This is a genomic window from Pseudomonas oryzihabitans, from assembly GCF_024652905.1.
Lineage (GTDB): Bacteria > Pseudomonadota > Gammaproteobacteria > Pseudomonadales > Pseudomonadaceae > Chryseomonas > Chryseomonas benzopyrenica.
This window is the reverse complement of record NZ_CP102428.1, coordinates 3,422,923-3,448,870: the sequence shown is the minus strand read 5'-3', so window position 1 is coordinate 3,448,870 and position 25,948 is coordinate 3,422,923. Positions and strand designations below refer to the sequence as shown.

At 66.6% G+C, this 25,948-nt stretch carries 25 protein-coding genes and 2 pseudogenes; 12 read left to right on the top strand and 15 right to left on the bottom strand.

Translation table 11 applies throughout. The annotated features are described in order from the left end of the window. Window positions 1–56: 56 nt before the first annotated feature. The 5 genes from NRG74_RS16015 to NRG74_RS15995 all read right to left on the bottom strand — a co-directional run bounded on the left by NRG74_RS16015 (window position 57) and on the right by NRG74_RS15995 (window position 6,059). Entirely contained in the window at window positions 57–587 is a 531-nt protein-coding gene (locus NRG74_RS16015; protein WP_257704771.1) for a glycine cleavage system protein R, read from the bottom strand. Window positions 588–645: 58 nt separating this feature from the next. Beyond that, entirely contained in the window at window positions 646–1,704 is a 1,059-nt protein-coding gene (locus NRG74_RS16010; RefSeq protein WP_257704770.1) for a haloacid dehalogenase-like hydrolase, read from the bottom strand. A gap of 135 nt (window positions 1,705–1,839) precedes the next feature. After that, entirely contained in the window at window positions 1,840–3,120 is a 1,281-nt protein-coding gene (locus NRG74_RS16005; protein ID WP_017639867.1) for an MFS transporter, read from the bottom strand. A gap of 219 nt (window positions 3,121–3,339) precedes the next feature. After that, the gene (locus NRG74_RS16000) at window positions 3,340–5,073 is read right to left on the bottom strand and encodes an OPT family oligopeptide transporter (protein WP_257704769.1); all 1,734 of its coding nucleotides are present in this window, start codon (window positions 5,071–5,073) and stop codon (window positions 3,340–3,342) included. Window positions 5,074–5,144: 71 nt separating this feature from the next. Continuing rightward, complete coding sequence (locus tag NRG74_RS15995; protein ID WP_257704768.1) at window positions 5,145–6,059, bottom strand: LysR family transcriptional regulator; 915 nt, start codon at window positions 6,057–6,059, stop codon at window positions 5,145–5,147. A 112-nt stretch (window positions 6,060–6,171) separates the two neighbouring features. On the opposite strand from NRG74_RS15995, the gene NRG74_RS15990 reads away from it, so the two are divergent. Together NRG74_RS15990 and NRG74_RS15985 are read left to right on the top strand one after the other, a co-directional pair. After that, window positions 6,172–7,152 carry an aldo/keto reductase gene (locus NRG74_RS15990; RefSeq protein ID WP_257704767.1) on the top strand — a complete coding sequence of 327 codons (981 nt, stop codon included), beginning with the start codon at window positions 6,172–6,174 and terminating at the stop codon, window positions 7,150–7,152. Between the two features lie 67 nt (window positions 7,153–7,219). After that, a complete protein-coding gene (locus NRG74_RS15985) occupies window positions 7,220–7,372 on the top strand; it encodes a hypothetical protein (RefSeq protein ID WP_017639863.1) in 153 nt (50 codons plus the stop codon). Between the two features lie 97 nt (window positions 7,373–7,469). On the opposite strand, the gene NRG74_RS15980 is transcribed toward NRG74_RS15985, so the two are convergent. Genes NRG74_RS15980 through NRG74_RS15970 form a run of 3 tightly spaced genes read right to left on the bottom strand, consistent with a single transcriptional unit; the run spans window position 7,470 to window position 9,564 of the window. Then, on the bottom strand, window positions 7,470–8,444 hold the full coding sequence (locus NRG74_RS15980) for a DUF3618 domain-containing protein (RefSeq protein WP_184288926.1): 975 nt from the start codon (window positions 8,442–8,444) through the stop codon (window positions 7,470–7,472). Then, entirely contained in the window at window positions 8,441–8,854 is a 414-nt protein-coding gene (locus NRG74_RS15975; protein ID WP_093255052.1) for a phage holin family protein, read from the bottom strand. Before NRG74_RS15975 ends, NRG74_RS15980 begins: the two co-directional genes overlap by 4 nt. Further along, window positions 8,851–9,564 (bottom strand): hypothetical protein, encoded by a 714-nt coding sequence (locus tag NRG74_RS15970; RefSeq protein ID WP_257704766.1) that lies wholly within the window; start codon window positions 9,562–9,564, stop codon window positions 8,851–8,853. Before NRG74_RS15970 ends, NRG74_RS15975 begins: the two co-directional genes overlap by 4 nt. A 373-nt stretch (window positions 9,565–9,937) precedes the next feature. Between NRG74_RS15970 and NRG74_RS15965 the strand changes: the two genes are divergently transcribed. Beyond that, a complete protein-coding gene (locus tag NRG74_RS15965) occupies window positions 9,938–10,468 on the top strand; it encodes a Dps family protein (protein ID WP_017639603.1) in 531 nt (176 codons plus the stop codon). Here the strand turns inward: NRG74_RS15965 and NRG74_RS15960 are convergent. Next, complete coding sequence (locus tag NRG74_RS15960) at window positions 10,450–11,703, bottom strand: XylR family transcriptional regulator (protein ID WP_257704765.1); 1,254 nt, start codon at window positions 11,701–11,703, stop codon at window positions 10,450–10,452. The two genes, NRG74_RS15965 and NRG74_RS15960, sit on opposite strands and share 19 nt — an antisense overlap. A 184-nt stretch (window positions 11,704–11,887) precedes the next feature. Here NRG74_RS15960 and xylA point away from each other — a divergent pair, with 184 nt between their 5' ends. The 4 genes from xylA (at window position 11,888) to NRG74_RS15940 (ending at window position 17,079) form a co-directional block, all read left to right on the top strand. Then, the gene (xylA, locus tag NRG74_RS15955; protein ID WP_257704764.1) at window positions 11,888–13,204 is read left to right on the top strand and encodes a xylose isomerase; all 1,317 of its coding nucleotides are present in this window, start codon (window positions 11,888–11,890) and stop codon (window positions 13,202–13,204) included. Window positions 13,205–13,321: 117 nt separating this feature from the next. After that, window positions 13,322–14,323: a D-xylose ABC transporter substrate-binding protein gene (gene xylF / locus NRG74_RS15950; protein WP_064306857.1), complete on the top strand. Its 1,002-nt coding sequence runs from the start codon at window positions 13,322–13,324 to the stop codon at window positions 14,321–14,323. 63 nt (window positions 14,324–14,386) lie between these two features. Then, window positions 14,387–15,943 (top strand): D-xylose ABC transporter ATP-binding protein, encoded by a 1,557-nt coding sequence (gene xylG / locus NRG74_RS15945; RefSeq protein ID WP_257704763.1) that lies wholly within the window; start codon window positions 14,387–14,389, stop codon window positions 15,941–15,943. Then, window positions 15,943–17,079: a sugar ABC transporter permease gene (locus NRG74_RS15940; RefSeq protein WP_257704762.1), complete on the top strand. Its 1,137-nt coding sequence runs from the start codon at window positions 15,943–15,945 to the stop codon at window positions 17,077–17,079. Before xylG ends, NRG74_RS15940 begins: the two co-directional genes overlap by 1 nt. Before the next feature lie 384 nt (window positions 17,080–17,463). Here the strand turns inward: NRG74_RS15940 and NRG74_RS15935 are convergent, their stop codons facing one another. Beyond that, window positions 17,464–17,748 (bottom strand): hypothetical protein, encoded by a 285-nt coding sequence (locus NRG74_RS15935; RefSeq protein WP_257704761.1) that lies wholly within the window; start codon window positions 17,746–17,748, stop codon window positions 17,464–17,466. Window positions 17,749–18,018: 270 nt separating this feature from the next. On the opposite strand from NRG74_RS15935, the gene NRG74_RS15930 reads away from it, so the two are divergent. The 4 genes and pseudogenes from NRG74_RS15930 to NRG74_RS24665 form a co-directional block, all read left to right on the top strand. Continuing rightward, the gene (locus NRG74_RS15930) at window positions 18,019–19,338 is read left to right on the top strand and encodes a Na+/H+ antiporter family protein (RefSeq protein WP_257704760.1); all 1,320 of its coding nucleotides are present in this window, start codon (window positions 18,019–18,021) and stop codon (window positions 19,336–19,338) included. A 70-nt stretch (window positions 19,339–19,408) separates the two neighbouring features. Next, a complete protein-coding gene (locus tag NRG74_RS15925) occupies window positions 19,409–20,350 on the top strand; it encodes a GNAT family N-acetyltransferase (RefSeq protein WP_257704759.1) in 942 nt (313 codons plus the stop codon). A 126-nt stretch (window positions 20,351–20,476) separates the two neighbouring features. After that, window positions 20,477–21,448 (top strand): annotated as a pseudogene (locus NRG74_RS24445) (PAS domain-containing protein); the annotation flags it as partial. Window positions 21,449–21,499: 51 nt separating this feature from the next. After that, a pseudogene (locus tag NRG74_RS24665) lies at window positions 21,500–21,763 on the top strand (methyl-accepting chemotaxis protein); the annotation flags it as partial. A gap of 39 nt (window positions 21,764–21,802) precedes the next feature. Here NRG74_RS24665 and NRG74_RS15910 read toward each other — a convergent pair. The 5 genes from NRG74_RS15910 to NRG74_RS15890 form a co-directional block, all read right to left on the bottom strand. Then, a complete protein-coding gene (locus NRG74_RS15910; protein WP_017639592.1) occupies window positions 21,803–22,027 on the bottom strand; it encodes a DUF2934 domain-containing protein in 225 nt (74 codons plus the stop codon). Window positions 22,028–22,205: 178 nt separating this feature from the next. After that, on the bottom strand, window positions 22,206–23,033 hold the full coding sequence (locus tag NRG74_RS15905) for an AraC family transcriptional regulator (protein WP_257704758.1): 828 nt from the start codon (window positions 23,031–23,033) through the stop codon (window positions 22,206–22,208). Window positions 23,034–23,077: 44 nt separating this feature from the next. After that, window positions 23,078–23,389: an AzlD domain-containing protein gene (locus tag NRG74_RS15900; protein WP_017639591.1), complete on the bottom strand. Its 312-nt coding sequence runs from the start codon at window positions 23,387–23,389 to the stop codon at window positions 23,078–23,080. Then, a complete protein-coding gene (locus tag NRG74_RS15895; RefSeq protein WP_231357159.1) occupies window positions 23,386–24,078 on the bottom strand; it encodes an AzlC family ABC transporter permease in 693 nt (230 codons plus the stop codon). Before NRG74_RS15895 ends, NRG74_RS15900 begins: the two co-directional genes overlap by 4 nt. A 73-nt stretch (window positions 24,079–24,151) precedes the next feature. After that, the gene (locus tag NRG74_RS15890) at window positions 24,152–24,910 is read right to left on the bottom strand and encodes a ParA family protein (RefSeq protein WP_026083677.1); all 759 of its coding nucleotides are present in this window, start codon (window positions 24,908–24,910) and stop codon (window positions 24,152–24,154) included. Window positions 24,911–25,139: 229 nt separating this feature from the next. Here NRG74_RS15890 and NRG74_RS15885 point away from each other — a divergent pair, with 229 nt between their 5' ends. Beyond that, the gene (locus NRG74_RS15885) at window positions 25,140–25,934 is read left to right on the top strand and encodes an OBAP family protein (RefSeq protein ID WP_173149767.1); all 795 of its coding nucleotides are present in this window, start codon (window positions 25,140–25,142) and stop codon (window positions 25,932–25,934) included. The last annotated feature ends 14 nt before the right edge of the window (window positions 25,935–25,948 follow it).

Sequence of the window (25,948 nt, the reverse complement as noted above, 5' to 3'; positions counted from 1 at the left end):
TATAGATCTTTATAGATCTTTATAGATCTTTATAGATCGCTGCCCTGAAGCCTACTTTAGTGCTGGTCATGTCCGTGCCGATAGAGCTTGAGCTCCACCATCAGGTCGTCGGTGAGGGTTTCCAGATGGGCCTGCAGGGTTTCGAGGGCCAGGTCCGCCGGCAGTGCCAGCAGGGCGGTGGCATGGAACAGCACCTCGCTGCTCATGGGGGCCGGGCGCGTCTCGGTGGACAGCCGTTCGACGTTGACCCCGACCTGATGCAGCGCCCGGGTGATGTCGCGGACGATGCCGACGCGGTCGTTGCCCAGGAGGTCGAGCTGCACCAGCGGCGCACCCACCGCAGCCGGCTGGCCGGGTTCGCCGACCAGGATGCGCAGACCGGGAATGGCCAGCTGTTGCAGGGCCTCCACTAGGCCATTGCGCAATTCCGGCTCCACTTCCACCGAAAGGATCCCGGCGAACTGGCCGGCCAGATGGGCCATGCGGCTTTCCAGCCAGTTACCGCCCTGGGCGGCCACGCAGTTGGCCAGGGCTTCCACCAGGCCGGGGCGATCGGGGGCGATGACGGTCAGGACCAGGTGTTCCATGGCGGGCTCCAGGGCAGTCAGAGAGAACCCCGAGTCTAGCCCGCCCTGGAGCGCGGGCCTACTGGATGTCTTCGGGTTTGACGATCACCCAGTGCTGGTCGGCGTTGACCGCTACGCCGGCCTTGGCCTGGCCCTCGGCGTTGCTCTTCATCATCGCCTCGATCTGGGTGCGATACTTGGCCTTGCGGTCGATCCACAGGTGGATGCCGTTCTTGGCGGCGTCCACGCCCTGGAACAGCATGGGACCGTCGCTGACCGGGGTGTCGCCGCCGACCAGGATGGGCTTCTTCCAGGGATCGATGTAGGTGAGGATGGCCGCGTACTTGCCGGCGAACCAGGTGGCCGGGGTCCAGAGGTAGGGGGTGACCTGCAGCCTCAGGTTGGCCTGGGGATCGTACTTGCCTTCGGCGATCTGCTTGCGGGCGGTGGTCAGGGCGCCGGTGGCCGGGTCCTTGAGCAGGGTGGTGACGCCAATGACATTTTCCGGCTTGACGCCATAGCCGTAGCGCGGATCGGCGGCCACCATGCGCACCAGCTCTTCGTGGGCGGCGCTGATCACATAGACCTCGATACCGTTCTCCATCAGCTTGCGATAGAGCTCCTGCTGGCCGGTGAAGGGCTTGGGTGGATTGATCTCCACCGTCTCGACCTTATCGTCCTTGCCGTAGTAGGTGGCGGGGATCGGCTTGCCGTAGGCCATCAGCTCGTCGACATAGCCCTTGAGCTGCTGCAGGGTGAAACCGGAGAACACCTGGGCGACCCAGGGATAGCAGACCAGGTCGTCGATCTCGCAGAGCTGGTAGTAGTAGCTGTTGAGGCTTTCCTGGTGGCCGCCGACGTCCTTGAAGGGGATCAGCTTGAGCGAGGGATCCAGGGTCTCGCGGGTCAGCACGCCCTTCATTTCCAGGAAGGGCAGCAGGGCTTCCTCCAGATCGTAGCGATAGCTGGTGTTGTCCATGTCGAACACCGCGTAGTTGCCCTTATTGGCATTGGCGGCGATTAGGGCATCGAGTTGGCGGGCGGCGTCGGCTGGCCAATGGGTCAGCTCGGTGGCAGCGGCGGTCAGCGACAGCAGACCACCGGCCAGACCGGCGAGAAGGCGGGGAAGGATGGGCATCGGCGGGCTCCGGCACAGCGACCGCCCAGTGCGGTCGCCTGCCGCAACCCTAGCAAAAAGCTGTTACAGATCAGGGTGAGGGACGACCTGGCCAGATGCGAGAGCGGCACAACGTGCCGCTCTGCGACAACCTCCTCAGGCGGTAGCAGCCTTGAAGCGCGGCTGGGCGTTGCCCTTGAACAGGGTCAGGGTCGCGACCAGGCCGAGCACGGCGGCCAGGGTCAGCCACATGCCGGGGGCGGCCTTGTTGCCGGTCTCCTGGATCAGCCAGGTGCAGACCATGGGGGTGAAGCCGCCGAAGGTCGCGGTGGCCAGGCTGTAGGCCAGAGAGAAGCCGGTGGTGCGCACATGGGCCGGCATCACCTCGGTCAGGGCCACCACCATGCCACCGTTGTAGGTGCCATAGAGGAAGGACAACCACAGCTCGACCATCAGCAGGCGCGAGAAGCCCGGGGCGTGGGTCAGCCAGATCATCGCCGGGTAGGCGGTGAGGATGGCCAACACAGTGGCGAAGATCAGCAGCGGACGTCGGCCGACGCGATCGCTCAGGGCGCCCATCACCGGCAGCCAGATGAAGTTGGACACGCCCACGCAGGCGGTCACGATGAGGCTGTCCAGGGCGGTCAGGTTCAGCTCGTGCTTGCCGAAGGTCGGGGTGTAGGCGGTGATCAGGTAGAAGGAGGCAGTGGTCATGGAGACCATGGCCACACCGGCCAGCACCACGCCGAAGTTCTGGCGGATGGAGGTCATGGTCTCGCGGAAGGTCGGGCGATGCTTGCGTGCCTCGAATTCCGGGCTTTCTTCCAGGGAGCGGCGGATCATGAACAGGAAGGGCACGATCAGGCAGCCGATCAGGAAGGGAATGCGCCAGCCCCATTCACCCATCTCGGCGGGCGACAGCCAGTGGTTGAGCAGCGCGCCCAGCACGCCGGCGAAGACCACCGCGACCTGCTGACTGGCGGATTGCCAGGAAACGAAGAAGCCCTTGCGGCCCGGAGTGGCGATTTCCGACAGGTAGACGGACACGCCGCCCAGTTCGACGCCAGCGGAGAAGCCCTGCAGCAGGCGGCCGAGCAGCACCAGCAGCGGGGCGGCGACGCCGAGGGTGGCATAGCCCGGCACCACGGCGATCAGCAGGGTACCCAGGGCCATCAGCGCCAGGGTGACGATCAGGCCGTGACGCCGACCGTGCCGGTCGATGTAGGCGCCGAGGAAGATGGCCCCCAGGGGACGCATCAGGAAGCCGGCGCCAAAGGTGGCCAGCGACAGCATCAGGGAGGCGAGTTCGTTATCGCCGGGAAAGAAGGTCTTGGCGATGGCCGTGGCATAGAAGCCATAGACCATGAAGTCGTACATTTCGAGGAAGTTTCCGCTGACGACGCGGAACACGGATTTGGCTTTCGAGGTGGTGGCCATGACTGCTAGCTCGGATTGGGTTTGTTATGGAGACAGCTCGCGCAAGGCGCCCAGACCTCTCATGGGTGGGTCGCACTATTTGTAACCTTATGTGTTGCAAAAGCGCGCTGGCAAGCTGAATCGGACCGCAACCCCCGAATTTCATGGGTTTGAAAGGTTATTGAAAGCTTCGCGACATTACGTCTGGAAATTATTGTCCAGTTGACAAGATGTCGCAGTTCAAGATGAGAGCATCTGCCAGAAGGCCGCCCCGACACCGGCCAGGCTTTCCCCGGCGATGAGTCCCGCCGCGACCGCCAGGGCGAAGCGCTCGGCCAGGCGCGGCGCCCGCCAGCGCACCAGGGCGGTGAGCAGGGCGCCGAGGGTCATCATCAGCGACACCGAGGCCGGCAGGATGAAGGCCAGGCCCAGGGCCGCCGAGCTGGGCAGCCAGTGCGCGCGTCTTGCAGGCAGCAGGGCTTCGGCCAGACCCAATAGCACGCCGGCCAGGGCGCCCAGGACGATGCCCAGGCGCATGGCGCCATCCAGGGCGCCCAGGCCCTGGGTCAGGGTTTCCGCCACCGCCTTCCATTGGGCCACCGCCGGGGCCGGCCAAGCGGCGCTGAGCAGGAGCGCCTGGGGATCGGGAATCAGCAGCCGATAGGTGAGCACCCCGGTCACCGCGCCCAGGGCGATGCCCAGGCACTGGGCCACCACCTGCTTGGCGGGCGTGGCGCCGATGGCCTGGCCGACCTTGAAATCGTTCATCAGGTCGGTGCTCTGGCCAGCCGCGCCACCGGCGGTGTTGGCGCCCATCAGGTTGATGTTGACCTGGCCAGGGGCAGCCAGGCCAAAGGTCAGCTGCGACAGCTGGCCGATGGCGCCGATGGGGGGAATGCCGGTGGCGCCCACCACCCGCGCGGCCATGGCGGCGAGAAACAGCGCCAGGGGCAGGGCGAGCAGGGCCAGCCAGGGATCGATGCCGAACAGCCGCACCTGCAGCATCACCACCAGCAGAGCCGCCACCAGCAACAGCGCCAATGGCCAGGCACGGGGTCGCTGCCAGCCCTGGCGCTGCCGTTCGCCGCGCGGCAGGGTGATCAGCCGTACCGCCAGGGAAGCCAGGGTGGCGCTGACCATCAGGCTCACCCCCGGCCAGAGCAGCCATTGCACCAGGAAAGCGTATTGCGGGCCGCTGGCGTCCGCCGGCAGCGCGGCGGCGCCGCTGGCCAGCAGCCAGGGCGCGACACCGCCCCAGGCCAGCAAGGTGCCGAATAGCAGCGACAGCCCGACCCTGAGGCCGATGATGCCGCCAAAGCCGAGCAGCAGCAGCGAGGGATCGAAGCTGAAGGTCAGCCGCTCCAGCGCGGGCGAAGGCGCCGCTCGCGGGAGCATCCAGGCGAAGGTGTCCACCAGTTTGACCGCCGCCGACAGCGTCAGGGCGCCCAGGAGCACCCGCAGCCGGGCCAGGGCCTCGGCGCCGCTGGCATAGACCTGGCGCAGCGCCTCCAGGGTGGCCAGGCCCTCGGGAAATCTCAGACTGGCATCGGCCAGCAGCAGGGGGCGCAGATACCAGGCCACCCAGATGCCGAGAAAGCTCACCGCGAACACCCAGCCCATCAGCGGCAGGGTCGGCAGTTCCTGGCCGGTCAGCAGCGTATAGGCGGGGATGGGCGCCACCAGCCCGCCGGAGACGATGCTGGCGGCCGCCGAGGCCACGGTCTGGTTGATGTTGCTCTCGTGCAGCGTCCAGCCCGGTTGCTGCAGCCGGCGGCCCAGGCGATGCCAGAGGCCGTAGCTCACCAGCAGGGCGATGATCGACATGTTGAACGACCAACCGATCTTGAGCCCGGCATAGACGTTGGCCGGGGTCAGCAGGATGCCCAGCAGCGCGCCGGTGAGCAGCGCCCGCGGACTGAGTTCGCGTTCCACGGGCAGCGGCAGGTCGGATGCGGCGGCGTTGGCAGCGGGCAAGGGGGCCTCCTCGGTCAGGCGATCACGGCGTGGTCAGGGGACCTCTCTCCGCGCCGGTTGGTTCGCCCGGTTCAGGGATGCCGCTCGGTCCAGGTCTGACGGAGGGCTTCGATCAGCTGGCGCAAGCCTGGCGGGGGCTGGCGTCGACTCGGGTAGTAGATGCACAGGGGCGCACCGGGCGAGGCCCAGTCCGGTAGCACCTGCTCCAGGCGGCCGTCGCGCAGCTCCGTGGCCACCCGCCATTCCAGACAGTAGGCCAGGGCCAGGCCATCGAGGGCGGCCTGGATCGAGGTTTCGGTCTCGTTGACCGTGAGCGGGCCCGGCACGTCCAGGGTACGGGTCGTGGCGCCGCTGCCCAGTTCCCAGCGATAGAGGGCGCCATTGCCCAGCCGCAGCCGCACGCAGCGGTGCTCGACGAGATCGTCCGGCTGCTGCGGCCGACCGTGGCGGGCCAGGTAGTCAGGGGCGCCCACCACGATCCAGCGCAACTCGTCGGTGAGCGGCAGGGCGACCATGTCCTGGGGCACGGTGTCGCCATAGCGGATGCCGGCATCGAGGCCGTCGGCGACGATGTCCACCGGACGATCCTCGACGCTGATGTCCAGCTGCAGTTGCGGATAGGCCGCCAGTAGCCGGGGCAGGGTCGGGGTCACCAGCAGGCGCGCCGCATCCCGCGGCACGCTCAGGCGCAGGCGACCGACCGGGGCGTCGCGGTGCTGGTCCAGCTCGCCCAGGGCCTCGCCGATGAGGGTGAAACCCTGTTCGAGCTTTTCCGCCAAGGCCGCGCCGGCCAGGGTCGGCACCACCGAGCGGCTGGTGCGATTGAGCAGCTTGACCCCCAGGCGGGTCTCCAGTTGGCGCAGGGCATGGCTCAGCGCCGAAGTGGTGACGCCCAGTTCGATGGCGGCCTGGCGAAAGCTGCGCCGGCGCACCAGGGCGACGAACACGTTGAGATCGGCCAGTTCGCCGCGATTCAGCGTTGGCATGCACAACCCTCACGCGATAAGGATCAAGAGTTCGTTGAGCCCCATTCAACGCCTTTTGAATTAGCCTCACAAGGCTAACCCTTCCGACTGGCGTCTTCGCCTGGAGCTCCCTATGACTGAAACCCTGCGCATCCCCGGTATCGATACCCCTGTTTCCCGTATCGGCCTCGGCACCTGGGCCATTGGCGGCTGGATGTGGGGCGGTACCGACGAGGCCCGCTCCATCGAGACCATCCGTGGCGCCGTCCAAGGCGGCATCAACCTGATCGACACCGCCCCGGTGTACGGCTTCGGTCGTTCCGAGGAGATCGTCGGCAAGGCCCTGGAAGGTATCCGCGACCAGGCGGTGATCGCCACCAAGGTGGCTTTGGAATGGCCGAACGAAGAGGTGCGTCGCAACGCCAGCGCCGCGCGCATCCGCCAGGAGGTGGAGGATTCCCTGCGGCGCCTGCGCACCGATCGTATCGACCTCTATCAGGTGCACTGGCCCGATCCCCAGGTACCCCACGAAGAAACTGCGCGTGAACTTGAGCGCCTGCGCCAGGAGGGCAAGATCCTCGCCATTGGCGTGAGCAACTATTCGCCCGAGCAGCTGGAAGCCTTCCGCCAGTTCGCCAATCTGTCCACCGTGCAGCCGCCCTACAATCTCTTCGAGCGCGCCATCGAGACCGATGTGCTGCCCTATGCTCAGCGTCACGGTCTGGTGGTGCTGGCCTATGGCGCCCTGTGTCGCGGGCTGCTGTCCGGACGCATGAACGCCGAGACCCGCTTCGACGGCGACGACCTGCGTCAGGGCGATCCCAAGTTCCAGGCCCCGCGCTTCGCCCAGTACCTGGCCGCGGTGGAGGCCCTGACCGCCTTCGCCCGCGAGCGTCATGGCAAGTCGGTGCTGGCCCTGGCGGTGCGCTGGATCCTCGATCAGGGGCCGACCATCGCCCTCTGGGGTGCGCGCAAGCCCGAGCAGCTGCAGGGGTTGGACGAGGCCTTTGGCTGGCAGCTGTCCGCCGAGGACCTGGCGGCCATCGACGCCCTCCTCGCCGAACACGTCAAGGATCCGGTGGGCCCGGAATTCATGGCGCCGCCCTTACGTTGATCTGCTGGCGCGGGCACCCTGGCCTCGCGCCGTTGCCTAACCTACTCAGCCACAAGAGGTGAGCATCATGGCCAAGCGCGACGATCTCGACCATAAGCCGGAAAACGCCGGCAAGGTCGGCGAGACCCACAAGGAACTCAATCAGGGCGGTGAAGAACAGCGCCCGCAGAACGACAAGCGGCCCGAGCAGCCCAAGGAAAATCCGGATCCGGGTTACTGAGGCGGGTACTGAAACGAGCAAAGGCGCACGGGCCAGACCTGTGCGCCTTTGCTGTTTGTGGCCGGGGTCCTTTGCTGACCCCGGCAGTCTTGCCGGGTTAGACGCTGCGCGGCGGGGTGGCCATGCCGCTCTCGTCGCCCACGGCACCAGGCGTATTGCCGTGGGCAGCGGTACGACCGACGTTCATGCCCGCGGTCGCCTGAGTGGCTCCCAGGGTACTGCCGGTGCCAGCGGTTGGGGAGCCCGCCATGGACTCGACGCCTGCGTCGGGATCGTTACCCAGGTGGCTGGACGACGGCCCTGTACCGGCGTGCTGATCCCGGTCATGACGGGTCTGGCGCGCATCGCTCGCCACGTCGCGCCCTGCTGCCTTGACCTGCTCATAGCCGCTGCTCGCCGCCTGCTTGGCCTTGGCGGTCAGCTTGTCGCTGTGCTTGCCTAAGGCGCGATCCTCGGTCTCGGTGCGCGGCAGCGAGGCTCCCAGCAGCGCACCGAGGGCGATGCCCAGTGCGCCTACCACCAGCGGTTGTTCGCGCAGCAGGGTATCGAAGGTGCCCTTGAGCTGTTGCGCCTGGGCGCCCAGGGCGTCCTTGGTCTGAGCCGCGGTATCGCTCAAGCGCTCACCCGTCTGAGAGGCCTTGGCCGATACGCTTTCGCCCAGGCCGGTCACCTTGTCGCGTACGTCGTGACTGCCACGGTTCAGGGAATCGCGGGTATGGCCGGCACTGCTGGCCACTGAATCCATGGCCCCCGTCAGCTTGTCCCTGAGCGGGGTGCCCGGCGTGGCTGGCGCCGGGGTGCGGTTCTGGCCCAGGGCCAGCCACAGCAGACCCACCGAGGTCAGCACCGCCGGGACCGGATTGGCCTTGAGGGTGTTGCCCAGATTATGGGCGAACTCACCGCTGTGCCCCTTGGTGTAGGACAGCGCCTGGTCGAACAGCTGGCCGGGCGACAGGCGGCTTTCCAGGGCGCCCACCAGGTCTTCGATGTGTCCGCGCTTCTGGTCGATCTCGCGTTCGAGCTCCTCGGGATTCTTTCTGGATTCCTGATCGATCTGGTCGGTGATGCTCATTGTGCGGCCCTCCGTACGGCGTCCTTGTCCTTCTGCAGGCTGTTGACGGTGCGATCAGGGGTGAAGTGGGACGGTTCGAACTGCTTCTTGCCCGACTGCAGCATGATGAAGCCGATCACCATGACCACGGCGCCCACCAGCAGGGCGGCGGCCCAGGGCGTGAGGTACTGGGAGAGGAAGTAGACGACACCCATCAGCAGCACGATGAAGCCGGCCAGCAGCACGATGGCACCCGCGGCGACCCCGGCCACACCGGCCTTGGTGGTGCGCAGGGATTCGCCCAGTTCGGCCTTGGCCAGCGCCAGTTCCTTGGTGAACAGCGCCGGGACCTCATGGACCAGCTGCTTGACCAGGCCGACGACCGAGGTATCGCCTTCGGTGGGGCGCGGAGTGGGATTCTCGTTGATCATGGCTGCTTGCCTCCGCTCAGGGTGGGTCGATCCAGCTGGCTGGACGAGGTACCGGTGTTCAGGCTGCTGTCGCTGCGCGCCGGATTGATCGCCGCGCCGCCGATGGGGTCGCCGCCACGGGTCGTGGTCGGGGTATGGAGGTCAGGACCCTTGGGAATGTTGTTGGTGTGGATGACATCGGCACCCGCCGCCGGCTCCGCCAGTTCGTTTTCCGCCGCGACCGAGGGCGTGGTCAGCGAAGGCACCTCGCCGGGGCCGCTGACGCGCGAGCTGCTGCCGGTATCCGGCTGGCTGGAAGCCTTGAGAAAACGCGACAGCCCGAAGCCGATGGCGATGCTGCTGGTGAGGAACAGGGCCGGATTATCCCGCGCCAGGGTGCCGGCCTGGTGCAGCAGCTGCTCGGCGCTCTTGCCGCGCAGATCCTCGGCCAGGCCGGTCAGGCTTTGCGCCATGTCGCTGACATAGTGCGCCAGGCCCAGGGTGTCCTTGTCTTCCAGTTCGTCGGCGGCCGCCTGGGCGCTCTGGGCGATGGCGCCGAGCTGGTCGGCCGCGCTATCGCGATAATGTTCGTAATGCGCAGCGCCTTCTTGCTTGGCGTCTTGCACCGTGTCCCGAGCGACCTCCTTGAGGTCGTGCAGATGGGCTTCTGCCGTAGAGCCGTCCTTGGCCTGCGAGGGGTGTCCCTGAGCGGAATCGAGGGGCGTCGTCATACGCTGGTACCTATGTGCAGAACCTTGTCTTGGCCGGCAGAGAACTCTCGGCGACCGTTCGTGTGCCTTGCCTTTAGGTGACCGGGTAGAAGGAGTGACGGTTCTCACACAGCGCCGGTTTGATGGTGGAGCTGACAAACGGTTTTACCTACAGAGCTAGCTACAAGCGCAACGGCGGCGGTGGCGGGTGGGCTCTAGGGCGGGCAATGAAACGCAGTCGCAACAGCGGCAACCATTCGTCATGCCCATGGTGGCGATATGCAAATTCGATGAACGATTTTTCGCCTGGTGCGGTCGATTTCTGCAGACGTTGATGTTCGCGCCAACCCAAGCGAACCCCTTTTTCTCTTCACGTCCTGACAGGAGATCTCTCATGGCCGTTGCCAATGCCAAGCAAGAACTCAAGACCGTTTCCAGCGTCAAGCAGAAAGCCCATCAAGGCGAAGACGCCACCCTGCAGAACCAGCAGGCTGTAGGCGAAGCCCTGGCCGTGCTGCTGTCCGATGTCTTCGCGCTGTACATCAAGACCAAGAACTACCACTGGCACATGAAGGGCTCGCATTTCCGCGACTACCATCTGCTGCTGGAAGAGCAGGCTACCCAGCTGTATGGCATCACCGACCTGATCGCCGAGCGTGCGCGCAAGATCGGTCAGCCCACCGTGCGCTCCCTGGAGCAGATGGTGCAACTCAAGCGCCTGGCCAGCAGCGACGCTACCGACCTGTCGGCCGATCAGATGCTGACCGAGCTGCATGATGACAACCAGTCGCTGGCTGCCTACATGCGCACCACCCACACCCTGACCGACGACGCCAACGACGTCTCCACCACTAGCCTGCTGGAAGAGTGGATCGACCAGGCCGAAGAGCGTGCCTGGTTCCTGGGTCAGACCGTCGGCAAATAAGCCACGGTCGCTTCCTGAAAGCCCGTCTCCGGACGGGCTTTTTCATGGGCGTCTTTCAGCGCCACGGGGCGCTGCTGATACTGCCGCGGCGTACAGCCGAATTCGCGGCGAAACACCGAGTGCAGGTACTGCGCCGAGGTGAAGCCGCAGCGCCGGGCGACCTCGGCCAGGCTCGGCGCCCCTTCCTGCAGGGCGACCGCGGCCGCGGCCAGCTTGAAGCCGAGAATTTCGTCATGGACGCTGCGGCCCAGCTCGCGGCGAAAGGACATTTCCAGCGCTGACCGGGAGATGCCCACGTAGCTGGCCACCTGGGCGGTCTTGATGCCCTGGCAGGCGTATTGGCGAATGAAGTGCAGGGCGCGCATCACCTGGGGATGGCGCACTGCCTGATGGCGACTGGAGGCCTGAATATTGATCCCCTCCGGCGGGATCAGCACCCGTGGTGCGCCGAGTTCGACGCCGTGCAGCCGCTGATGCAGCAGTCGCGCCGCCTCGCGGCCGATGGCCTCGGTGCCCTGGATCACCGAGGTCAGGGGCACCCGGGTCAGGGTCCGGGCCAGGGGATCGTTGTCGATCCCCACCAGCGCCACCTGTTCCGGCACCGGAATGCCGGCGGTGAGGCAAGCCTGCAGGAGTTGCCGCGCCCGGGCGTCGGTGACGGCCAGGATGCCCACCGGCTTGGGCAGCGCCTCCAGCCAGGCGATCAGCTGTTCCACGGCCGTGTCCCATAGCGGGGCGCTGGTCTCCAGGCCGCGATAGATCTCCACCGGCAGGCCATCGCGGCGGAGCAGGGCGGCAAAGGCCGCCTCGCGCTCGCCGGCCCAGCGATTGGTCTCGGCGGCCGGCAGGCTGAAGCAGGCGAAGCGGGTCAGCCCGGATTCGATCAGGTGGTCATAGGCCAGGCGTACCAGGGCGGCGTTGTCGGTGGCCACATAGGGAATGCCGGGCGGGTAGTCCCCAGGGGTCGCGTAGGAACCGCCGACGGCCACCACCGGCAGGGTGCTGTGGGCCAGGGCGGCGCTCACCGCCGGATCGTCGAAGTCGGCGATGATGCCGTCCCCCTGCCAGCGTTCGATACCCTTGAGCCGACAAAGGAAATCCTCTTCGAGGAACAGATCCCAGCGCGCCCGGGTGCCGCTCAGGTAGTTGCCGATGCCGGCCAGGATGCCTCTGTCATAGATCTTGCTGCCGTTGAACAGCAGGGCGACGCGGTGGACGGGCGGCTGGCTGGGCATGGCGGAATTCCGGCAGGAGGCGCGTGCGGGGCTCCAGACTACGATCGGCGCCTGCGCGCCTCAAGCGGCAAAATCGCACCTGGCTCTGGTGATTTTCACAATAGGCAGCCCGGGTGGCGGCGCTACCATCGAGACAAACCGGTACGCCGTATCGGGTGCGACAGATAAGAACAAGGACAACGTCATGGCTTATTTCCCCAATGTCGAAAAGGTCCGCTACGCCGGGCCCGACAGCGATTCCCCGCTTGCCTTCCGCCACTACGAGGCCGATCGCCTGGTCATGGGCAAGCCCATGCGCGAGCACCTGCGGATGGCGGTCTGCTACTGGCACACCTTCGTCTGGCCGGGTAGCGATGTCTTTGGTCAGGGCACCTTCCAGCGGCCCTGGCAGGCAGCGGGTTCGCCCCTGGAGCAGGCCCGCGCCAAGGCCACCGCGGCCTTCGAATTCTTCAGCAAGCTGGGTGTGGACTACTACTGCTTCCATGACACCGACGTCGCCCCCGAAGGCGCCAGCTTCACCGAGTACCGCGAGAACTTCGCCCGCCTGGTGGACGATCTGGAGCGGCACCAGAGCGAGTCCGGCCTCAAGCTGCTGTGGGGCACCGCCAACTGCTTCAGCCACCCGCGCTACGCCGCCGGCGCCGCCAGCAACCCCGATCCGGAAGTCTTCGCCTGCGCGGCCACCCAGGTCTGCACCGCGATGAACGCCACCCACCGCCTGGGCGGCGAGAACTATGTACTGTGGGGCGGTCGCGAAGGCTACGAGACCCTGCTCAACACCGACCTCAAACGCGAGCGCGAGCAACTCGGCCGCTTCATGCGGATGGTGGTGGAACACAAGCACCGCATCGGCTTCCAGGGCGATCTGCTGATCGAGCCCAAGCCCCAGGAGCCAACCAAGCACCAGTACGACTACGATGTGGCCACCGTCTTCGGTTTCCTGCAGCAATTCGGGCTGGAGAAGGAGATCAAGGTCAACATCGAGGCCAACCACGCCACCCTGGCTGGGCACAGCTTCCAGCACGAGATCGCCAGCGCCGTGGCCCTGGGCGTCTTCGGCAGCATCGACGCCAACCGAGGCGATCCGCAGAACGGCTGGGACACCGACCAGTTCCCCAACAGCGTCGAGGAGATGACCCTGGCGATCTACGAGATCCTCAAGGGCGGCGGCTTCACCCGTGGCGGCTTCAACTTCGATGCCAAGGTCCGGCGCCAGAGCCTGGACGACGTCGACCTGTTCCACGGCCACGTGGCGGCCATGGACACCCTGGCGCTGTCCCTGGAACGCGCCGCAGCACTGCTGCAGGACGACCCCCTGGGTAAGTTCAAGAGCGAGCGCTATGCCGGCTGGGACCAGTCCCTCGGCCAGCGCATCCTGGGTGGTCAGCTGAGCCTGGAACAACTGGCCGAGCACACATTCAGCCAGGGCCTGGCGCCCCAACCGGTGAGCGGTCGCCAGGAGCTGCTCGAAGGTGTGGTCAATCGCTATCTGTATCGCTAGCGACCGCGCGAGCGGGTCGGCAGAAATGCCTGCCTGACCCGCTTGTGCCAGCCCGCTGAATCGTTACACTCGAATCCGTTCGCCCGCTCCACAACAACAATAACCAAGGACGCCACCATGAACTTCAAGACGACCCTGCTCGCCGGTCTGCTCGCCCTCTGCACCACCGGTTTCGCCCAGGCCGACGCCCAGCATCCCAAGATCGGTTTTTCCATCGACGACCTGCGCCTGGAGCGCTGGGCCCGCGACCGCGACTATTTCGTCGCTGCCGCCGAGCAACTCGGCGCCAAGGTCTATGTGCAATCCGCCGACGCCAACGAACAGCGCCAGCTGTCGCAGATCGAGAACCTGATCTCCCGCGGCGTGGACGCCATCGTCATCGTGCCCTTCAACGCCACGGTGCTGAACAACGTGGTGGCCGAGGCCAAGAAGGCCGGGGTCAAGGTGATCTCCTATGACCGCCTGATCCTCAACGCCGACATCGACGCCTATATCTCCTTCGATAACGAGAAGGTCGGCGAGATGCAGGCCGGTGGCGTGCTCAAGGCCCAGCCCAAGGGCAACTTCTTCCTGCTCGGCGGGGCGCCCACCGACAACAACGCCAAGATCCTCCGCCAGGGCCAGATGAAGGTCCTGCAGCCGGCCATCGACAAGGGCGACGTCAAGGTCGTCGGCCAGCAGTGGGTCAAGGAGTGGAACCCGACCGAGGCGCTGGCCATCGTCGAGAACGCCCTGACCGCCAACGACAACAAGATCGACGGCATCGTCGCCTCCAACGACGCCACCGCCGGCGGCGCCATCCAGGCCCTGGCGGCGCAGAAGCTGGCCGGCAAGGTCGCCGTGTCCGGTCAGGACGCCGACCTCGCCGCCATCAAGCGGGTGATCGCCGGGACCCAGACCATGACCGTCTACAAGCCGCTCAAGCTGATCGCCTCCGAGGCGGCCAAGCTGTCGGTGCAACTGGTGCGCAACGAGAAGCCAGCCTTCAACTCCAGCTACGACAACGGCACCAAGAAGGTCGACACCCTGCTGCTCACGCCCACCGAGCTGACCAAGGCCAATGTCGACCTGCTGGTCAAGGACGGCTTCTACACCCAGGCCCAGATCGACGGCAAATAACCACTGGCCACCGGCTGGTCGCCTGACGCCTGGCGTCGGGCGGCCCCTGGGCAAGGAGCGGCCATGGCCGACTATCTGCTGGAAATGCACGGCATCGCCAAGAGCTTCGGTGGGGTGCGGGCGCTGGATGGCATCGATCTCAAGGTGCGTCCGGGCGAATGCGTAGGGCTGTGCGGCGAGAACGGCGCCGGCAAGTCCACCCTGATGAAGGTGCTCTCGGCGGTCTATCCCCACGGCACCTGGGAAGGCGAGATCCGCTGGGACGGGCGCCCCCTGGAGGCCCAGTCCATCGCCGAATCCGAGGCGGCCGGCATCGTCATCATCCACCAGGAACTGACCCTGGTACCCGATCTGTCCGTGGCCGAGAACATCTTCATGGGCCACGAACCGCGCCGCTTCGGCGGGCGGCTGGACTACCCGACCATGCTGCAGCGCTCGGCCGAGCTGATGCGCCGGCTCAAGGTGCCGGACATGAACGTGGCCCTGCCGGTGTCCCAGTACGGCGGCGGCCTGCAGCAACTGGTGGAAATCGCCAAGGCGCTGAACAAGAACGCCCGGCTGTTGATCCTCGACGAACCGACCTCGGCGCTGACCACCTCCGAGATCGCCGTGCTGCTGGACATCATCCGCGACCTCAAGGCGCAAGGTGTAGCCTGCGTCTACATCTCGCACAAGCTCGACGAGGTGGCGGCCATCTGCGACACCATCACGGTGATCCGCGACGGCAAGCACATCGCCACCACCCCCATGGCCGAGATGGACATCGACCGCATCATCACCCAGATGGTCGGCCGCGCCATGACCAACCTCTATCCACAGATTCCCCATGAAATCGGCGAGGTGATCTTCGAGGCGCGTCGCTTCACCTGCCTGGACGTCGACAATCCCCAGCGCAAGAGAGTCGACGACGTCTCCTTCGCCGTGCGCGCCGGCGAGATCCTCGGCATCGCCGGGCTGGTGGGGGCCGGGCGCACCGAACTGGTCTCGGCCATCTTCGGTGCCTACGACGGCCGCTACGAGGGCGAGGTCTGGCTCCATGGCCAGCGCATCGACACCCGTACCCCACTGAAATCCATCCGCGCCGGCCTGTGCCTGGTGCCGGAGGATCGCAAACGCCAGGGCATCATTCCCGACCTGGGCGTGGGTTCGAACATCACCCTCACGGTGCTGGACAGATTCGCCCACCTGAGTCGCATCGACAGCGAAGCGGAACTGTCCTGCATCGACACCGAGATCGCCCGGCTGCAACTCAAGACCAGCAGTCCCTTCCTGCCCATCACCGGCCTTTCCGGCGGCAATCAGCAGAAGGCGGTGCTCGCCAAGATGCTGCTGGCGCGGCCCAAGGTGCTGATCCTCGACGAGCCCACCCGCGGCGTCGACGTCGGCGCCAAGTTCGAGATCTACCGGCTGATCGGCCTGCTCGCGGCGAAGGGCGTGGCCATCGTCATGGTCTCCTCGGAGCTGGCCGAGGTGCTCGGTGTCTCCGACCGGGTGCTGGTGCTCGGCGAAGGCCGGCTGCGCGGCGATTTCCCCAATGAGAATCTGACCCAGGAGCGGGTACTGGCCGCCGCCCTGGGCACCACCGAACGGGCGGTCGCCCAAGCCCGGGAGCACTTCTGATGCACGCCGTGAAACAGCTGTTCACCCGTTACAAGATGCTCGCTCTGCTGATCGCCGTGGCCCTGATCTGGCTGTTCTTCAGCTGGCAGACCGAAGGCGGCTTCGTCACCCCGCGCAACCTTTCGAACCTGCTGCGGCAGATGTCCATCACCGGCATCCTCGCCTGCGGCATGGTGCTGGTGATCATCGCCGGCGAGATCGACCTGTCGGTGGGCTCGCAACTCGGCCTGCTCGGCGGGGTGGCGGCGATACTCGACGTCACCTACCACGTGCCCCTGCCGATCACCCTGCTGGCGGTGGCCGCCGGCGGTCTGCTGATCGGCCTGATCAACGGCTACCTCAGTGCCTATCGGGGGATACCGTCCTTCATCGTCGGCCTCGGCGGCATGCTGGCCTTTCGCGGGGTGCTGCTGGGGCTCACCGGCGGCGTCACCGTCGCCCCGGTATCGCCGGAGCTGGTCTACCTCGGCCAGGGCTACCTGCCGCCGGTGGTGGGCAGCGTCCTGGGCGTGCTGCTGTTCGCGGTGGCCGTGGTGCTTACCTGGCGCCAACGCAGCAAGCGCAAGACCCTGGCGCTGAGCCTGGCGCCGCTATGGCGCGACGTGCTGCGGGTGGTGGTGATCGGCGTGGTGCTGGTGGCCTTCATCCAGACCCTCAACCGCTACGACGGCATCCCGGTGCCGGTGCTGATCCTGCTGGTGCTGCTCGGGGTGTTCAGCTACATCACCAGCCAGACGGTGTTCGGTCGGCGCATCTATGCGGTGGGCAGCAACCTGGAAGCCACGCGGTTGTCGGGCATCAACGTCCGGGCGATCAAGCTCGGCATCTTCGGCCTGATGGGCGTGATGTGCGCCCTGGCCGGCCTGGTCAACACCGCTCGCCTGGCCGCCGGCTCGCCCTCGGCCGGCACCATGGGCGAACTGGACGCCATCGCTGCCTGCTTCATCGGCGGCACCTCCATGCGCGGCGGCTCTGGCACCGTCTATGGCGCCTTGCTTGGCGCCCTGGTGATCGCCAGCCTGGACAACGGCATGTCCATGCTCGACGTGGACAGCTACTGGCAGATGATCGTCAAGGGCAGCATCCTGGTCCTGGCGGTCTGGGTCGACGTCAGCACCCGCACCAGCCGGCGCTGAGCGGGATGGCCAGCGGGAGATGAGGCTGCGTCGTCATCCATCCTACGGCAGGCTAGCTATTGCTCCGAATGACCCCCTCTCCCTTGGGAGAGGACCGGGGTGAGGGCCGACGCCTCACGGATCGCAGCCATGGGCCGCTCCTACAGGGGAGGCATCCCGCGATTACTCCTCTGTCTGCCTCGCACTGTGTTGCCCCCTCTCCCTTGGGAGAGGGCCGGGGTGAGGGCCGACGCCTCGTGGATCGCGGCCATGGGCCGCTCCTACAGGGGAGGCATCCCGCGATCACTCCTCTGTCTGCCTCGCGCTGTGTTGCCCCCTCTCCCTCAGGGAGAGGGCTGGGGTGAGGGCGGCTCAACAGGCGCTTGATCCCCCTGCGATCTCCGCTCAGCTCTCGAACCGCTGCACCCGTGGGCCGCGTTGACGCAGGTCGGCGAGGCTTGCCGGGCTCAGGGTGCCGATCGCACGATCGAGGTCGCGCTGTAGATCCTTGATCACGGTGGCCAGCGTGGTCTGGCATTCCAGGTTGCACAGGGGGATGGCCTTGGTGACCGTGACCGCGCGGGCCGTGTCGGTGACGGTGAACAGCAGGGTGCGGTCGGCGCGGCGGGGGACGGCCAGGCAGGAGTGCGGGCTGAACGCGGTAATCAGCATATCAATGGCGTTTTGCATGGGCAGCTCGTCCTTGTTGTGACCGTGAAAGCGTGCGACTCAGACGTCACCGTGCGCTGAAAGGTTCAGTCCAGAGCGATTGCGCGATGCCCCTTTCATCCTATGAGCCTGCCCCGGCACTTAATCGGTCTTGGTGGCTGACGTAGTTGCAGGCAGCTGCCGCCTCCGTGCTCGGGGGTAAGCCAGGCGCCGCGCCATCCATCCCCGGCCTTTGACGCCCGTGCCGGGCTGCGGCAGAGTGCGCGCCCTTTTGGTGGTGCGGAGCTGGCGATGAATGCGGTGGTGGTAGCGGTAGGACTCATGCTGGTCTTGAGTCTGGCCCGGGTGCACGTGGTGGTGGCGATGATCGCCGGCGCGGTGGCCGGTGGCCTGGTGGGCGGCCTGGGGCTGGAGGGCACCCTGCTGGCCTTCAACACCGGCCTGGGCAATGGCGCCAAGGTGGCGCTCTCCTATGCGCTGCTGGGCGCCTTCGCCGTGGCCATCAGCCAGTCGGGTTTGGCCCACATGCTGGCCGATCGCGCCCTGGCGCTGATGGAGCGTCAGGCTGCCCAGGGCGGACGCTCGCTGCGCTGGGCATTGCTCGGCCTGCTGCTGGCGGTGTCCATCGCCTCGCAGAACATCCTGCCCATCCACATCGCTTTCATCCCGCTGCTGGTGCCGCCGCTGCTCTATGTGCTGACGCGCCTGGAGCTGGACCGGCGGCGGCTGTCCTGCGTCATGACCTTTGGCCTGATCGCCCCCTACATGTTCCTACCGGTGGGCTTCGGCAGTCTCTATCTGCACGACATCCTGCTGGCCAGCGTGGCCCGCGCCGGGGTGGACGTCAGCGGCGTCGATCCCAGCCGCGCCATGTTCTTGCCGGCCCTGGGCATGGTGGTCGGCCTGCTGCTGGCGGTCTTTGTCAGCTATCGCCGACCGCGCCAATACGACCTGAGTCTGGTGGCGCGCACCGAGCGGGCCGACCGCCCCTACAACGGCCGCACCCTGCTGGTGGCGCTGGTCGCCGTGATCGCCGCCTTTGGCGTGCAGCTCTGGCTGGACTCCATGATTCTTGGCGCCCTGGTCGGCTTCGTGGTCTTTACCGCCACCGGCGTGGTGCGCTGGCGCGAGGCGGACGATCTGTTCAGCGAGGGCGCGAAGATGATGGCGGTGATCGGCTTCATCATGCTGACCGCCGGCGGCTTCGCCGAGGTGCTCACCGCCACCGGCCAGATCAAGGACCTGGCCGCCACCGCCGCCGGCCTGATCGGTGATAACCGCGCCCTGGGCGCGCTGCTGCTCCTGCTGCTGGGCATGCTGGTGACCCTGGGCATCGGCTCGTCCTTTTCCAGCGTGCCCATCCTCGCCGCCATCCTGGGTCCGCTGTGCCTGCATCTGGGCTTTTCGCCGCTGGCCATCGTCTGCCTGATCGGCACCGCCGGTGCCCTCGGCGACTCGGGTTCTCCGGCTTCGGATTCCACCCTGGGCCCCACCTCGGGCCTCAACGTCGACGGCCAGCACAGCCATATCTGGGACACCGTGGTGCCATCGTTCCTGCACTTCAGCCTGCCGATGCTGCTGTTCGGCTGGGCAGCGGTGCTGCTGCTGTAACCGGCGATTGCCGCCTGGGCGCAAAGCCCCGGCCGGGCGGGTCCAAGGCCTACAGCCAAGGAGCCGCCCTATGTCCAGCCCCGCCTTCAGTGTCGAATCCCTCACCGCCGCCGACCTGCCCGCCACCACCGAGGTGGTGCGCCTGGCCTTCGCCACCTGGATGGGCGCCGCCGAGCCGGGCGAATTCTGGAATGACCGCGACTATGTGCGTAGTCGCTTCGCCGCACCCCACACCGGCTGGTTCAAGGCCCTCGACTGCGCGCGCCTGGTCGGCGCTGTCTGCGTCACCCGCTGGGGGCGTCACGGCATCCTCGGGCCGCTGGCGGTGCACCCGGACTACTGGGATGCCAAGGTGGCCAAGGCGCTGATGGGCGCCGCGGTCGAGCAGCTCGACGCCTGGCAGCTGGTGCATGCCGGACTCTTCACCTTTCCCGACAGTCCGCGTCACCTGGGGCTCTACCAGGGCTTCGGCTTCTGGCCGCGTACCCTGACCGCGGTAATGGCGCGTCCGCTGCAAACACAGGCGGCGCCGCCGGCGCTGCGCTTTTCCCTGTCGGCCGAGCCCGACCGGCTGCTGGCGTCCTGCGCCGAACTGGGCCGGGCCAATGCGCCAGGGCTGGACGTCTCCGCCGAGATGGCCGCGGTACGTGAACAGCAACTCGGCGAGAGTCTGCTGCTGCAGGACGCGCAGGGCCGGGCGGAGGGTTTCGCCGTCTGCCATTTCGGGCCCCGCAGCGAGGCGGGCACCGGGGTCTGCTATGTCAAGTGCGCGGCGGTCCTGCCCGGTATGGGGGCCGAGGCGCGCTTCGCTCGGCTGATCGCCGCCTGCGACGGCCTGGCCCGGGACCATGGCCAGCAGCGCCTGCTGGCCGGCGTCAACACCGCCCGCCTGGGGGCCTACCGCTGGCTGCTGGCGCAGGGATTTCGCAGCGAGATCCTCGGCATCACCCTGCACCGGGGCGAGGCCCATTACGATCATCCCGAGGTCTGGTTGCTGGACGACTGGCGCTAGTCGAGCGGGAGGTATCACCCGCGAAAAAGGCTCTGGAATGGGCTAAAGAGCGAAGCGGCAAGGCCGATACAGGGATTCGGATCGCGTGCAGCCCCTGCCGCGGCTGCTCTCCTTGAGGATTCGATCATGGCCTTGCTCAAGCACTATTCGATCATGCGCGCACTGGACGTTCTGGCCGCGGCGACCGAAACCGCCACGCCCCTGGCCGAGATCGGCAGCTTCCAGGGCGATCCCACCCTGGCCCGGCTGGCCAAGGGGCTGCAAGCCCTGCTGGTGCAGCAGAGTGAATTGCAGCAGCAGGTCCAGATCCTCAATCAGGACAATACCACGCTAACCGCTCGGGTGGCCGAGAGCGAAGCGCTGGCCAAGCGCCTGGGCACTCGTTTTGAACTGGTCAGCCAGGGCTCCAGCGAAGGTCTCTGGGACATGGAAGTCGTGGCGGGCGATCCGGTCAATCCGCGCAACGCCTTCTGGTGGTCGGATCAATTCCGCAGCATGCTCGGCTTTCGCGACGAAAGCGATTTTCCCAGCGAGCTGGGTAGTTGGGCCAAGCGTCTGCACCCCGAGGACAGCGCCTGGGTGCTGGACGCCTTTGCCGCCCATATGAAGGATCGCAGCGGCCAGACCCCCTTCGATGTGCAATACCGCATCGCCCTGAAATCCGGTGAATACCGCTGGATGCGCGCCACTGGCGCGACCCTGCGCGATGAACGCGGCGTGCCGTTACGCACGGCTGGCTCGCTGCGCGACATCCACGACCAGCGCCTGCGCGACCAGGAGCTGGACGTCACCCTGACCCGCTTCGAACTGGCGCGGGAGATGCTCAACGACGGCCTCTGGGACATGGAGGTGATCGCCGGCGATCCGCTCAATCCCAGAAATCCCTTCTGGTGGTCGCCGCAATTCCGGCGCCTGCTCGGCTACGAGACCCTCCAGGAATTCCCCGACGTACTCGACAGCTGGGCCTCGCGGCTCTATCCGGAAGATCGCGACCGGGTCCTGGAAGCCTTCGGTTCGCACATCAACGACCGCAGCGGCCGCACCGGCTTCGACATCACCTATCGCCTGTTGCTGAAGAACAACGAGGTACGCTGGTTCCGCGCCCGCGGCCAGACCAAGCGCACCGCCGATGGCACCCCGCTGCGCGTAGTGGGCGCCCTGGCCGACGTCCATGCCCTGCATGAGCAGGAATCCCTGCGCGGCAGCCAGGAAGACCAGCACCGCACCATGGAAGAGAACCTGCAGAAGGTGACCGAGATCGTCGGTTCCATCCAGGGTATCGCCGCCCAGACCAATCTGCTCGCGCTCAACGCCGCCATCGAGGCGGCACGGGCCGGTGAGGCGGGGCGGGGCTTCGCCGTGGTGGCGGACGAGGTGCGCAAGCTGGCGACCCGCACCTCGGAGGCCACCCAGCGGGCGGCCGACATGATCCGCAAGTAAGCGAGCCTGGACTCAGGCGTCGCTGGCGGTCGCCTTCTTGCGCGACCGGCTGCGCGGCTTGGGCGCTGGCGGGGCGACGCTGCTCTGGATGCCGCCAACCTGGGTCAGGTTGTCGTCGGGCTGGTCTTCCAGTTCGCGATTGGCCTGGAACCAGTGCTCGAAATCCTGGCCATGGGGACGACCTTCGCGTTCCCAGATTTCATAGGCGCGCTGGCGGATGCGTTCTTCGAGTGTCATACCGGTAACCTCTGGCAAAAGGGCAAGGGAGAGCGTTCGGCAGGACCGGCGCTCATCCTGACTAGGCCCGGGACGACAGCGGAAAGTTTCTCCAGGATCCCAGCCATCCCGGCCCTCTTGCCGCTTGCAGGGCTCTGGCATGCCGCTTCAGCGGCCAGGACCGTTCGTCGGTGTCCAGCTAGCTTTGCCAGGCGCGGCGATAGGCGCCCGGTGCCACCCCGTAGGCCTGCTTGAATTGCCGATTGAGATGGCTCTGGTCGGCGAAGCCCATTTGCAGGGCTACTTCCAGCGGCGCCCAGCCGGCCCGCAGCAGGCCCTGGGCGCGGGTCAGGCGCTGCTGCTTGAGCCAGGCGTGGGGCGGCAGGCCCGTGGCCCGGCGGAACACCCGCAGGAAATGAAAGGGCGACAGCCCCACCGCCTGGGCCAACTCTTCGAGACTGGGCGGGTGCTGCAGGCGCGCGCCGAGCAATTCGCGGGCACGCTGCACCGCCAGGGGTTCGTGGCCGGGTTCTACCAGGGCACCCAGGCGGGCATGGCGCCCGAACAGTAAGAGCAGCGCCTCGCGCCAGACGGTCTGCTGTTCTAGGGCCTCGGCGTCACCATCGGCCAGTCGATGCAGCTGGCTGAAGGCCGCGCTCACCTGGGGATCCTGCAGCACACTGGTGGCGAAGGCCGGGGTGGCATCGAGCGGGCGTCCCAGCTCGGCGAAGACCGGCGCCAGCTGCGCCAGCGTCGGATAGAAGCCGCGGTACTGCCAGCCTTCCTCCACCGCCGTCGCCCCGGTGTGCAACTCGTCCGGATTGATCAGCACCATGCTGCCGGTCGCGGCCAGGTGTTCGGCGCCGCGATGACGAAAGTGCTGGGCGCCGCGTTCGATCACGGTGAACACATAGCCTTCGTGCACATGGGGGGCGAAGCGTTGGCGGCGGTACCGGGCATGCAGCAACTCGACACCGCCCAGTCCGCGCGCCGCCCAGAGGCGGGCGTTTTCTTGTGGTCCGTTCATGAGACTCTCAGGGCATCGACCGTGCCCGATTCCACCTTACCGCGCTACAGCAGCCAGCGCAGCAGATAGAACACCCCCATGCTCAGGATCACCGTGGTCAACACCTGCCGGGTCCACAGCATCAGCCCCACCGCGGCCAGGCCCGCGAGCAGATAGGGATCGACCAGGGTCGCAACCAGCGACTTTTCGCCCGAGAACAGGAGGGGACCGCAGATGGCGGTGAGCATCCCCGGCACGGCGAATTCCAGGAAGGTGCGCAGGTGGCGCCCCAGGCGCAGTGGTAGGCGCGGTTCGAGAAAGAGATAGCGATTGAAGAAGACCAGGGCGGCCATGCCCAGCACGGTGGCGAGGATCATTGCAGGCGCTCCCGCAGACGCCGCACCAAGAAGCCCACGCTCATGCCCGCCAGCCCGCCCAGCACCAGGGCGCCCTGCCACTGCAGGTGATGCAGCCAGACCGACACCAGCAACGCGGTGAGCACGCAGGCGACCGTGGCCAGATCCCGCACCAGGGGCACCACCAGGGCGATGAAGGTGGCGGCGATGGAAAAATCCAGGCCCAGGGCGCCCAGGTTGGGCAGCACTCGCCCCAGCAGCAGGCCGGCCAGGGTGAAGAGATTCCACAGCAGGTAGAAGCTCAGGCCCATGCCCAGGGCGCGCCAGCGGTCGAAGCCCGCCGGTTGTTCGGCATGGTTAAGGGCGAAGAATTCGTCGGTGAGCAGAAAGCCGAAGCCCAGGCGCCAGGGCAGTGGTTGGGGCGCCAGCACCCGTCGCATATGCAGGCCATAGAGCAGGTGCTGGGAGGTCAGCAGCAGGGTGGTCAGCAGGATGGTGGCCAGGCCCGCGCCGGCCTTGAGCATGCCCAGGGCCACCAGTTGCGCCGCGCCGGCGAACACCAGCAGGGAGAAGGCCTGGCCTTCCAGCACGCTGAGGCCGGTCTCGATGGCCAGGGCGCCGACCAGGATGCCCCAGGGCGCGCAAGCCAGCGACAGCGGCATGATCTGCCAGGCGCCCTGCAGGAAGGCGCGGCGGCGGGAAGCGGTCATCGGCAGGGCTCCGGATAGCGGGGAAACCCCAGAGTGACGCCCCGCGCCCCGGCCTGTCTTGAACGTTCTTGCGCTACTTCTCCAGCAGGGCGAAGAGTTCCAGGTACTGCTTGGTCAGCTTGTGGCCAGGGTCCAGATGGATCAGCGGACGATGCTGCTGGTGGGATTCGCGCATCTTCACCGAGGCCATCAGCGGCGCCGCCAATACCGGCAGGTCGCGCGCCTGGAGTTCCTCGATCAGCTGGCGTGGGGTGCTGGCCTGGGCGTGGTACTGGTTGATGACGATGCCTTCGACGGTGAGCCTGTCGTTGTAGTCCTCGCGGATCTCGTCCAGCTCCTCGATCAGGTCGTACAGCGCCTGCTGGGCGAAGACATCGCAGTCGAAGGGGATCAGGCAGCGATCGGCGGCGATCAATGCCGAGATGCTGTAGAAGTTCAGCGCCGGCGGGGTATCCAGGTAGATGCGGTCATAGTCTTCGCCGAGCTTGTCGAGGTACTTGGCGAGCTTCTGGATCTTGTACTTGGATTCGAGCTTGAACTGCAGCTCGGTCAGCTCGCCCGAGGCGGCGATCAGATCCAGATTCGGCCAGGCGGTGGCATGGATGTTGGCCTGGGCCTTCTTGCCGCCACTCAGGGTCTGCTTGAAGAAGTCGGCGATGCCGTGGGGCAGGTCGTCGCCTACCTGGCCGGTGAGGTACTGGCTGGAGTTGGCCTGGGGATCGAGGTCCACCAGCAGGGTGCGATAGCCCTCGTGGGCGCTGATGGCCGCCAGGTTGCAGGCGATGCTGGACTTGCCGACGCCACCCTTCTTGTTGAAGACCACGCGGCGCAGGGCATGACCGGCTGGAGAGCTGTGTGCGTTCATTGAGTCGTCCCGACAGAAATGGAAAGCCAGAGGCACAAGGCCCGATCGACCGTTTCGCTTATACCGAAACGCCACGCTCGGACGATGACGAATTTATGGCCATTGCATGACAGCTGTATGACGAGACTAGCGCAACGGTGGAACCTTGGCGCCTGCTCGCCCTTCGAACTCGGCAAGCTTCCGCCGAGAATCCACCATGAATACCCGTCGACTTTCCGCCTTGCTACTACTCGCCTGTGCTCCCCTGGCCCAGGCCGCCAACGATACCCAGTCGCCGGTACCGGTACCGGGTGCCCCTGCCCAGACCGATACCCGGGTGCTCGAAGCCGGCGCCGATGTCTTGCAGCGCAAACCGCCCATCACCGCCCTCAACACCTACCTGGACGGCTTCCATTTCTACAATGGCCATCCCCACGGCCAGATGGAAGCCCACCACTATTGCAGCGTCCTGGGCGAAGAGATGTTCCAGTGCGTGATCTACGACGGCAACGTCGCCGACGCCAAGCTGATGGGGGTCGAGTACATCATCAGCGAGCGGCTGTTCAAGACCCTGCCCGAGGCCGAGAAGGCCCTCTGGCATAGTCACGTACACGAGGTGAAGTCGGGTCAGCTGGTCGCACCCGGCGTGCCCCAGGTGGCCGAGCACCGGCTGATGGACAAGCTGGTGCACACCTATGGCAAGACCTGGCACACCTGGCATACCGACCAGGATCTGCAGCTGCCCCTGGGCGTCCCCCAACTGATGATGGGCTTCACCGCCGACGGCCAGCTCGATCCCAAGCTGCTCGCCGAGCGTGACCGCCGCCTGGGCATTTCCAGCACCGAAACCAAGGCCGCCCGCGCCGATCTGCCAACCCCCACGGTCGCCCCCGGCGCCGACGCCTGGCAGCAGGGCAAGGTCATCCAGCTGCAGGACCCCACCGGCCAATTGCACAACCACGATGGCGAGCACACCGAGCAGGGCGTCAATACCAGTTCGAACAAGCCCTGAGGCTTGGGTTAGGC

Excerpts from the sequence above, each read along its gene's own strand:
- NRG74_RS15885 (WP_173149767.1), top strand. The coding sequence starts at position 25,140 with ATGAATACCCGTCGACTTTCCGCCTTGCTACTACTCGCCTGTGCTCCC.
- NRG74_RS15925 (WP_257704759.1), top strand. The coding sequence starts at position 19,409 with ATGTCCAGCCCCGCCTTCAGTGTCGAATCCCTCACCGCCGCCGACCTG.
- NRG74_RS15910 (WP_017639592.1), bottom strand. The coding sequence starts at position 22,027 with ATGACACTCGAAGAACGCATCCGCCAGCGCGCCTATGAAATCTGGGAA.
- NRG74_RS15930 (WP_257704760.1), top strand. The coding sequence starts at position 18,019 with ATGAATGCGGTGGTGGTAGCGGTAGGACTCATGCTGGTCTTGAGTCTG.
- NRG74_RS15970 (WP_257704766.1), bottom strand. The coding sequence starts at position 9,564 with ATGACGACGCCCCTCGATTCCGCTCAGGGACACCCCTCGCAGGCCAAG.
- NRG74_RS15995 (WP_257704768.1), bottom strand. The coding sequence starts at position 6,059 with ATGCCAACGCTGAATCGCGGCGAACTGGCCGATCTCAACGTGTTCGTC.
- NRG74_RS15900 (WP_017639591.1), bottom strand. The coding sequence starts at position 23,389 with ATGATCCTCGCCACCGTGCTGGGCATGGCCGCCCTGGTCTTCTTCAAT.
- NRG74_RS15905 (WP_257704758.1), bottom strand. The coding sequence starts at position 23,033 with ATGAACGGACCACAAGAAAACGCCCGCCTCTGGGCGGCGCGCGGACTG.
- NRG74_RS15965 (WP_017639603.1), top strand. The coding sequence starts at position 9,938 with ATGGCCGTTGCCAATGCCAAGCAAGAACTCAAGACCGTTTCCAGCGTC.
- NRG74_RS16015 (WP_257704771.1), bottom strand. The coding sequence starts at position 587 with ATGGAACACCTGGTCCTGACCGTCATCGCCCCCGATCGCCCCGGCCTG.
- NRG74_RS15990 (WP_257704767.1), top strand. The coding sequence starts at position 6,172 with ATGACTGAAACCCTGCGCATCCCCGGTATCGATACCCCTGTTTCCCGT.
- NRG74_RS15895 (WP_231357159.1), bottom strand. The coding sequence starts at position 24,078 with ATGACCGCTTCCCGCCGCCGCGCCTTCCTGCAGGGCGCCTGGCAGATC.
- NRG74_RS15940 (WP_257704762.1), top strand. The coding sequence starts at position 15,943 with ATGCACGCCGTGAAACAGCTGTTCACCCGTTACAAGATGCTCGCTCTG.
- NRG74_RS16010 (WP_257704770.1), bottom strand. The coding sequence starts at position 1,704 with ATGCCCATCCTTCCCCGCCTTCTCGCCGGTCTGGCCGGTGGTCTGCTG.
- NRG74_RS16005 (WP_017639867.1), bottom strand. The coding sequence starts at position 3,120 with ATGGCCACCACCTCGAAAGCCAAATCCGTGTTCCGCGTCGTCAGCGGA.
- xylF (WP_064306857.1), top strand. The coding sequence starts at position 13,322 with ATGAACTTCAAGACGACCCTGCTCGCCGGTCTGCTCGCCCTCTGCACC.
- NRG74_RS15975 (WP_093255052.1), bottom strand. The coding sequence starts at position 8,854 with ATGATCAACGAGAATCCCACTCCGCGCCCCACCGAAGGCGATACCTCG.
- NRG74_RS15980 (WP_184288926.1), bottom strand. The coding sequence starts at position 8,444 with ATGAGCATCACCGACCAGATCGATCAGGAATCCAGAAAGAATCCCGAG.
- xylA (WP_257704764.1), top strand. The coding sequence starts at position 11,888 with ATGGCTTATTTCCCCAATGTCGAAAAGGTCCGCTACGCCGGGCCCGAC.
- NRG74_RS15960 (WP_257704765.1), bottom strand. The coding sequence starts at position 11,703 with ATGCCCAGCCAGCCGCCCGTCCACCGCGTCGCCCTGCTGTTCAACGGC.
- NRG74_RS15985 (WP_017639863.1), top strand. The coding sequence starts at position 7,220 with ATGGCCAAGCGCGACGATCTCGACCATAAGCCGGAAAACGCCGGCAAG.
- NRG74_RS15935 (WP_257704761.1), bottom strand. The coding sequence starts at position 17,748 with ATGCAAAACGCCATTGATATGCTGATTACCGCGTTCAGCCCGCACTCC.
- xylG (WP_257704763.1), top strand. The coding sequence starts at position 14,387 with ATGGCCGACTATCTGCTGGAAATGCACGGCATCGCCAAGAGCTTCGGT.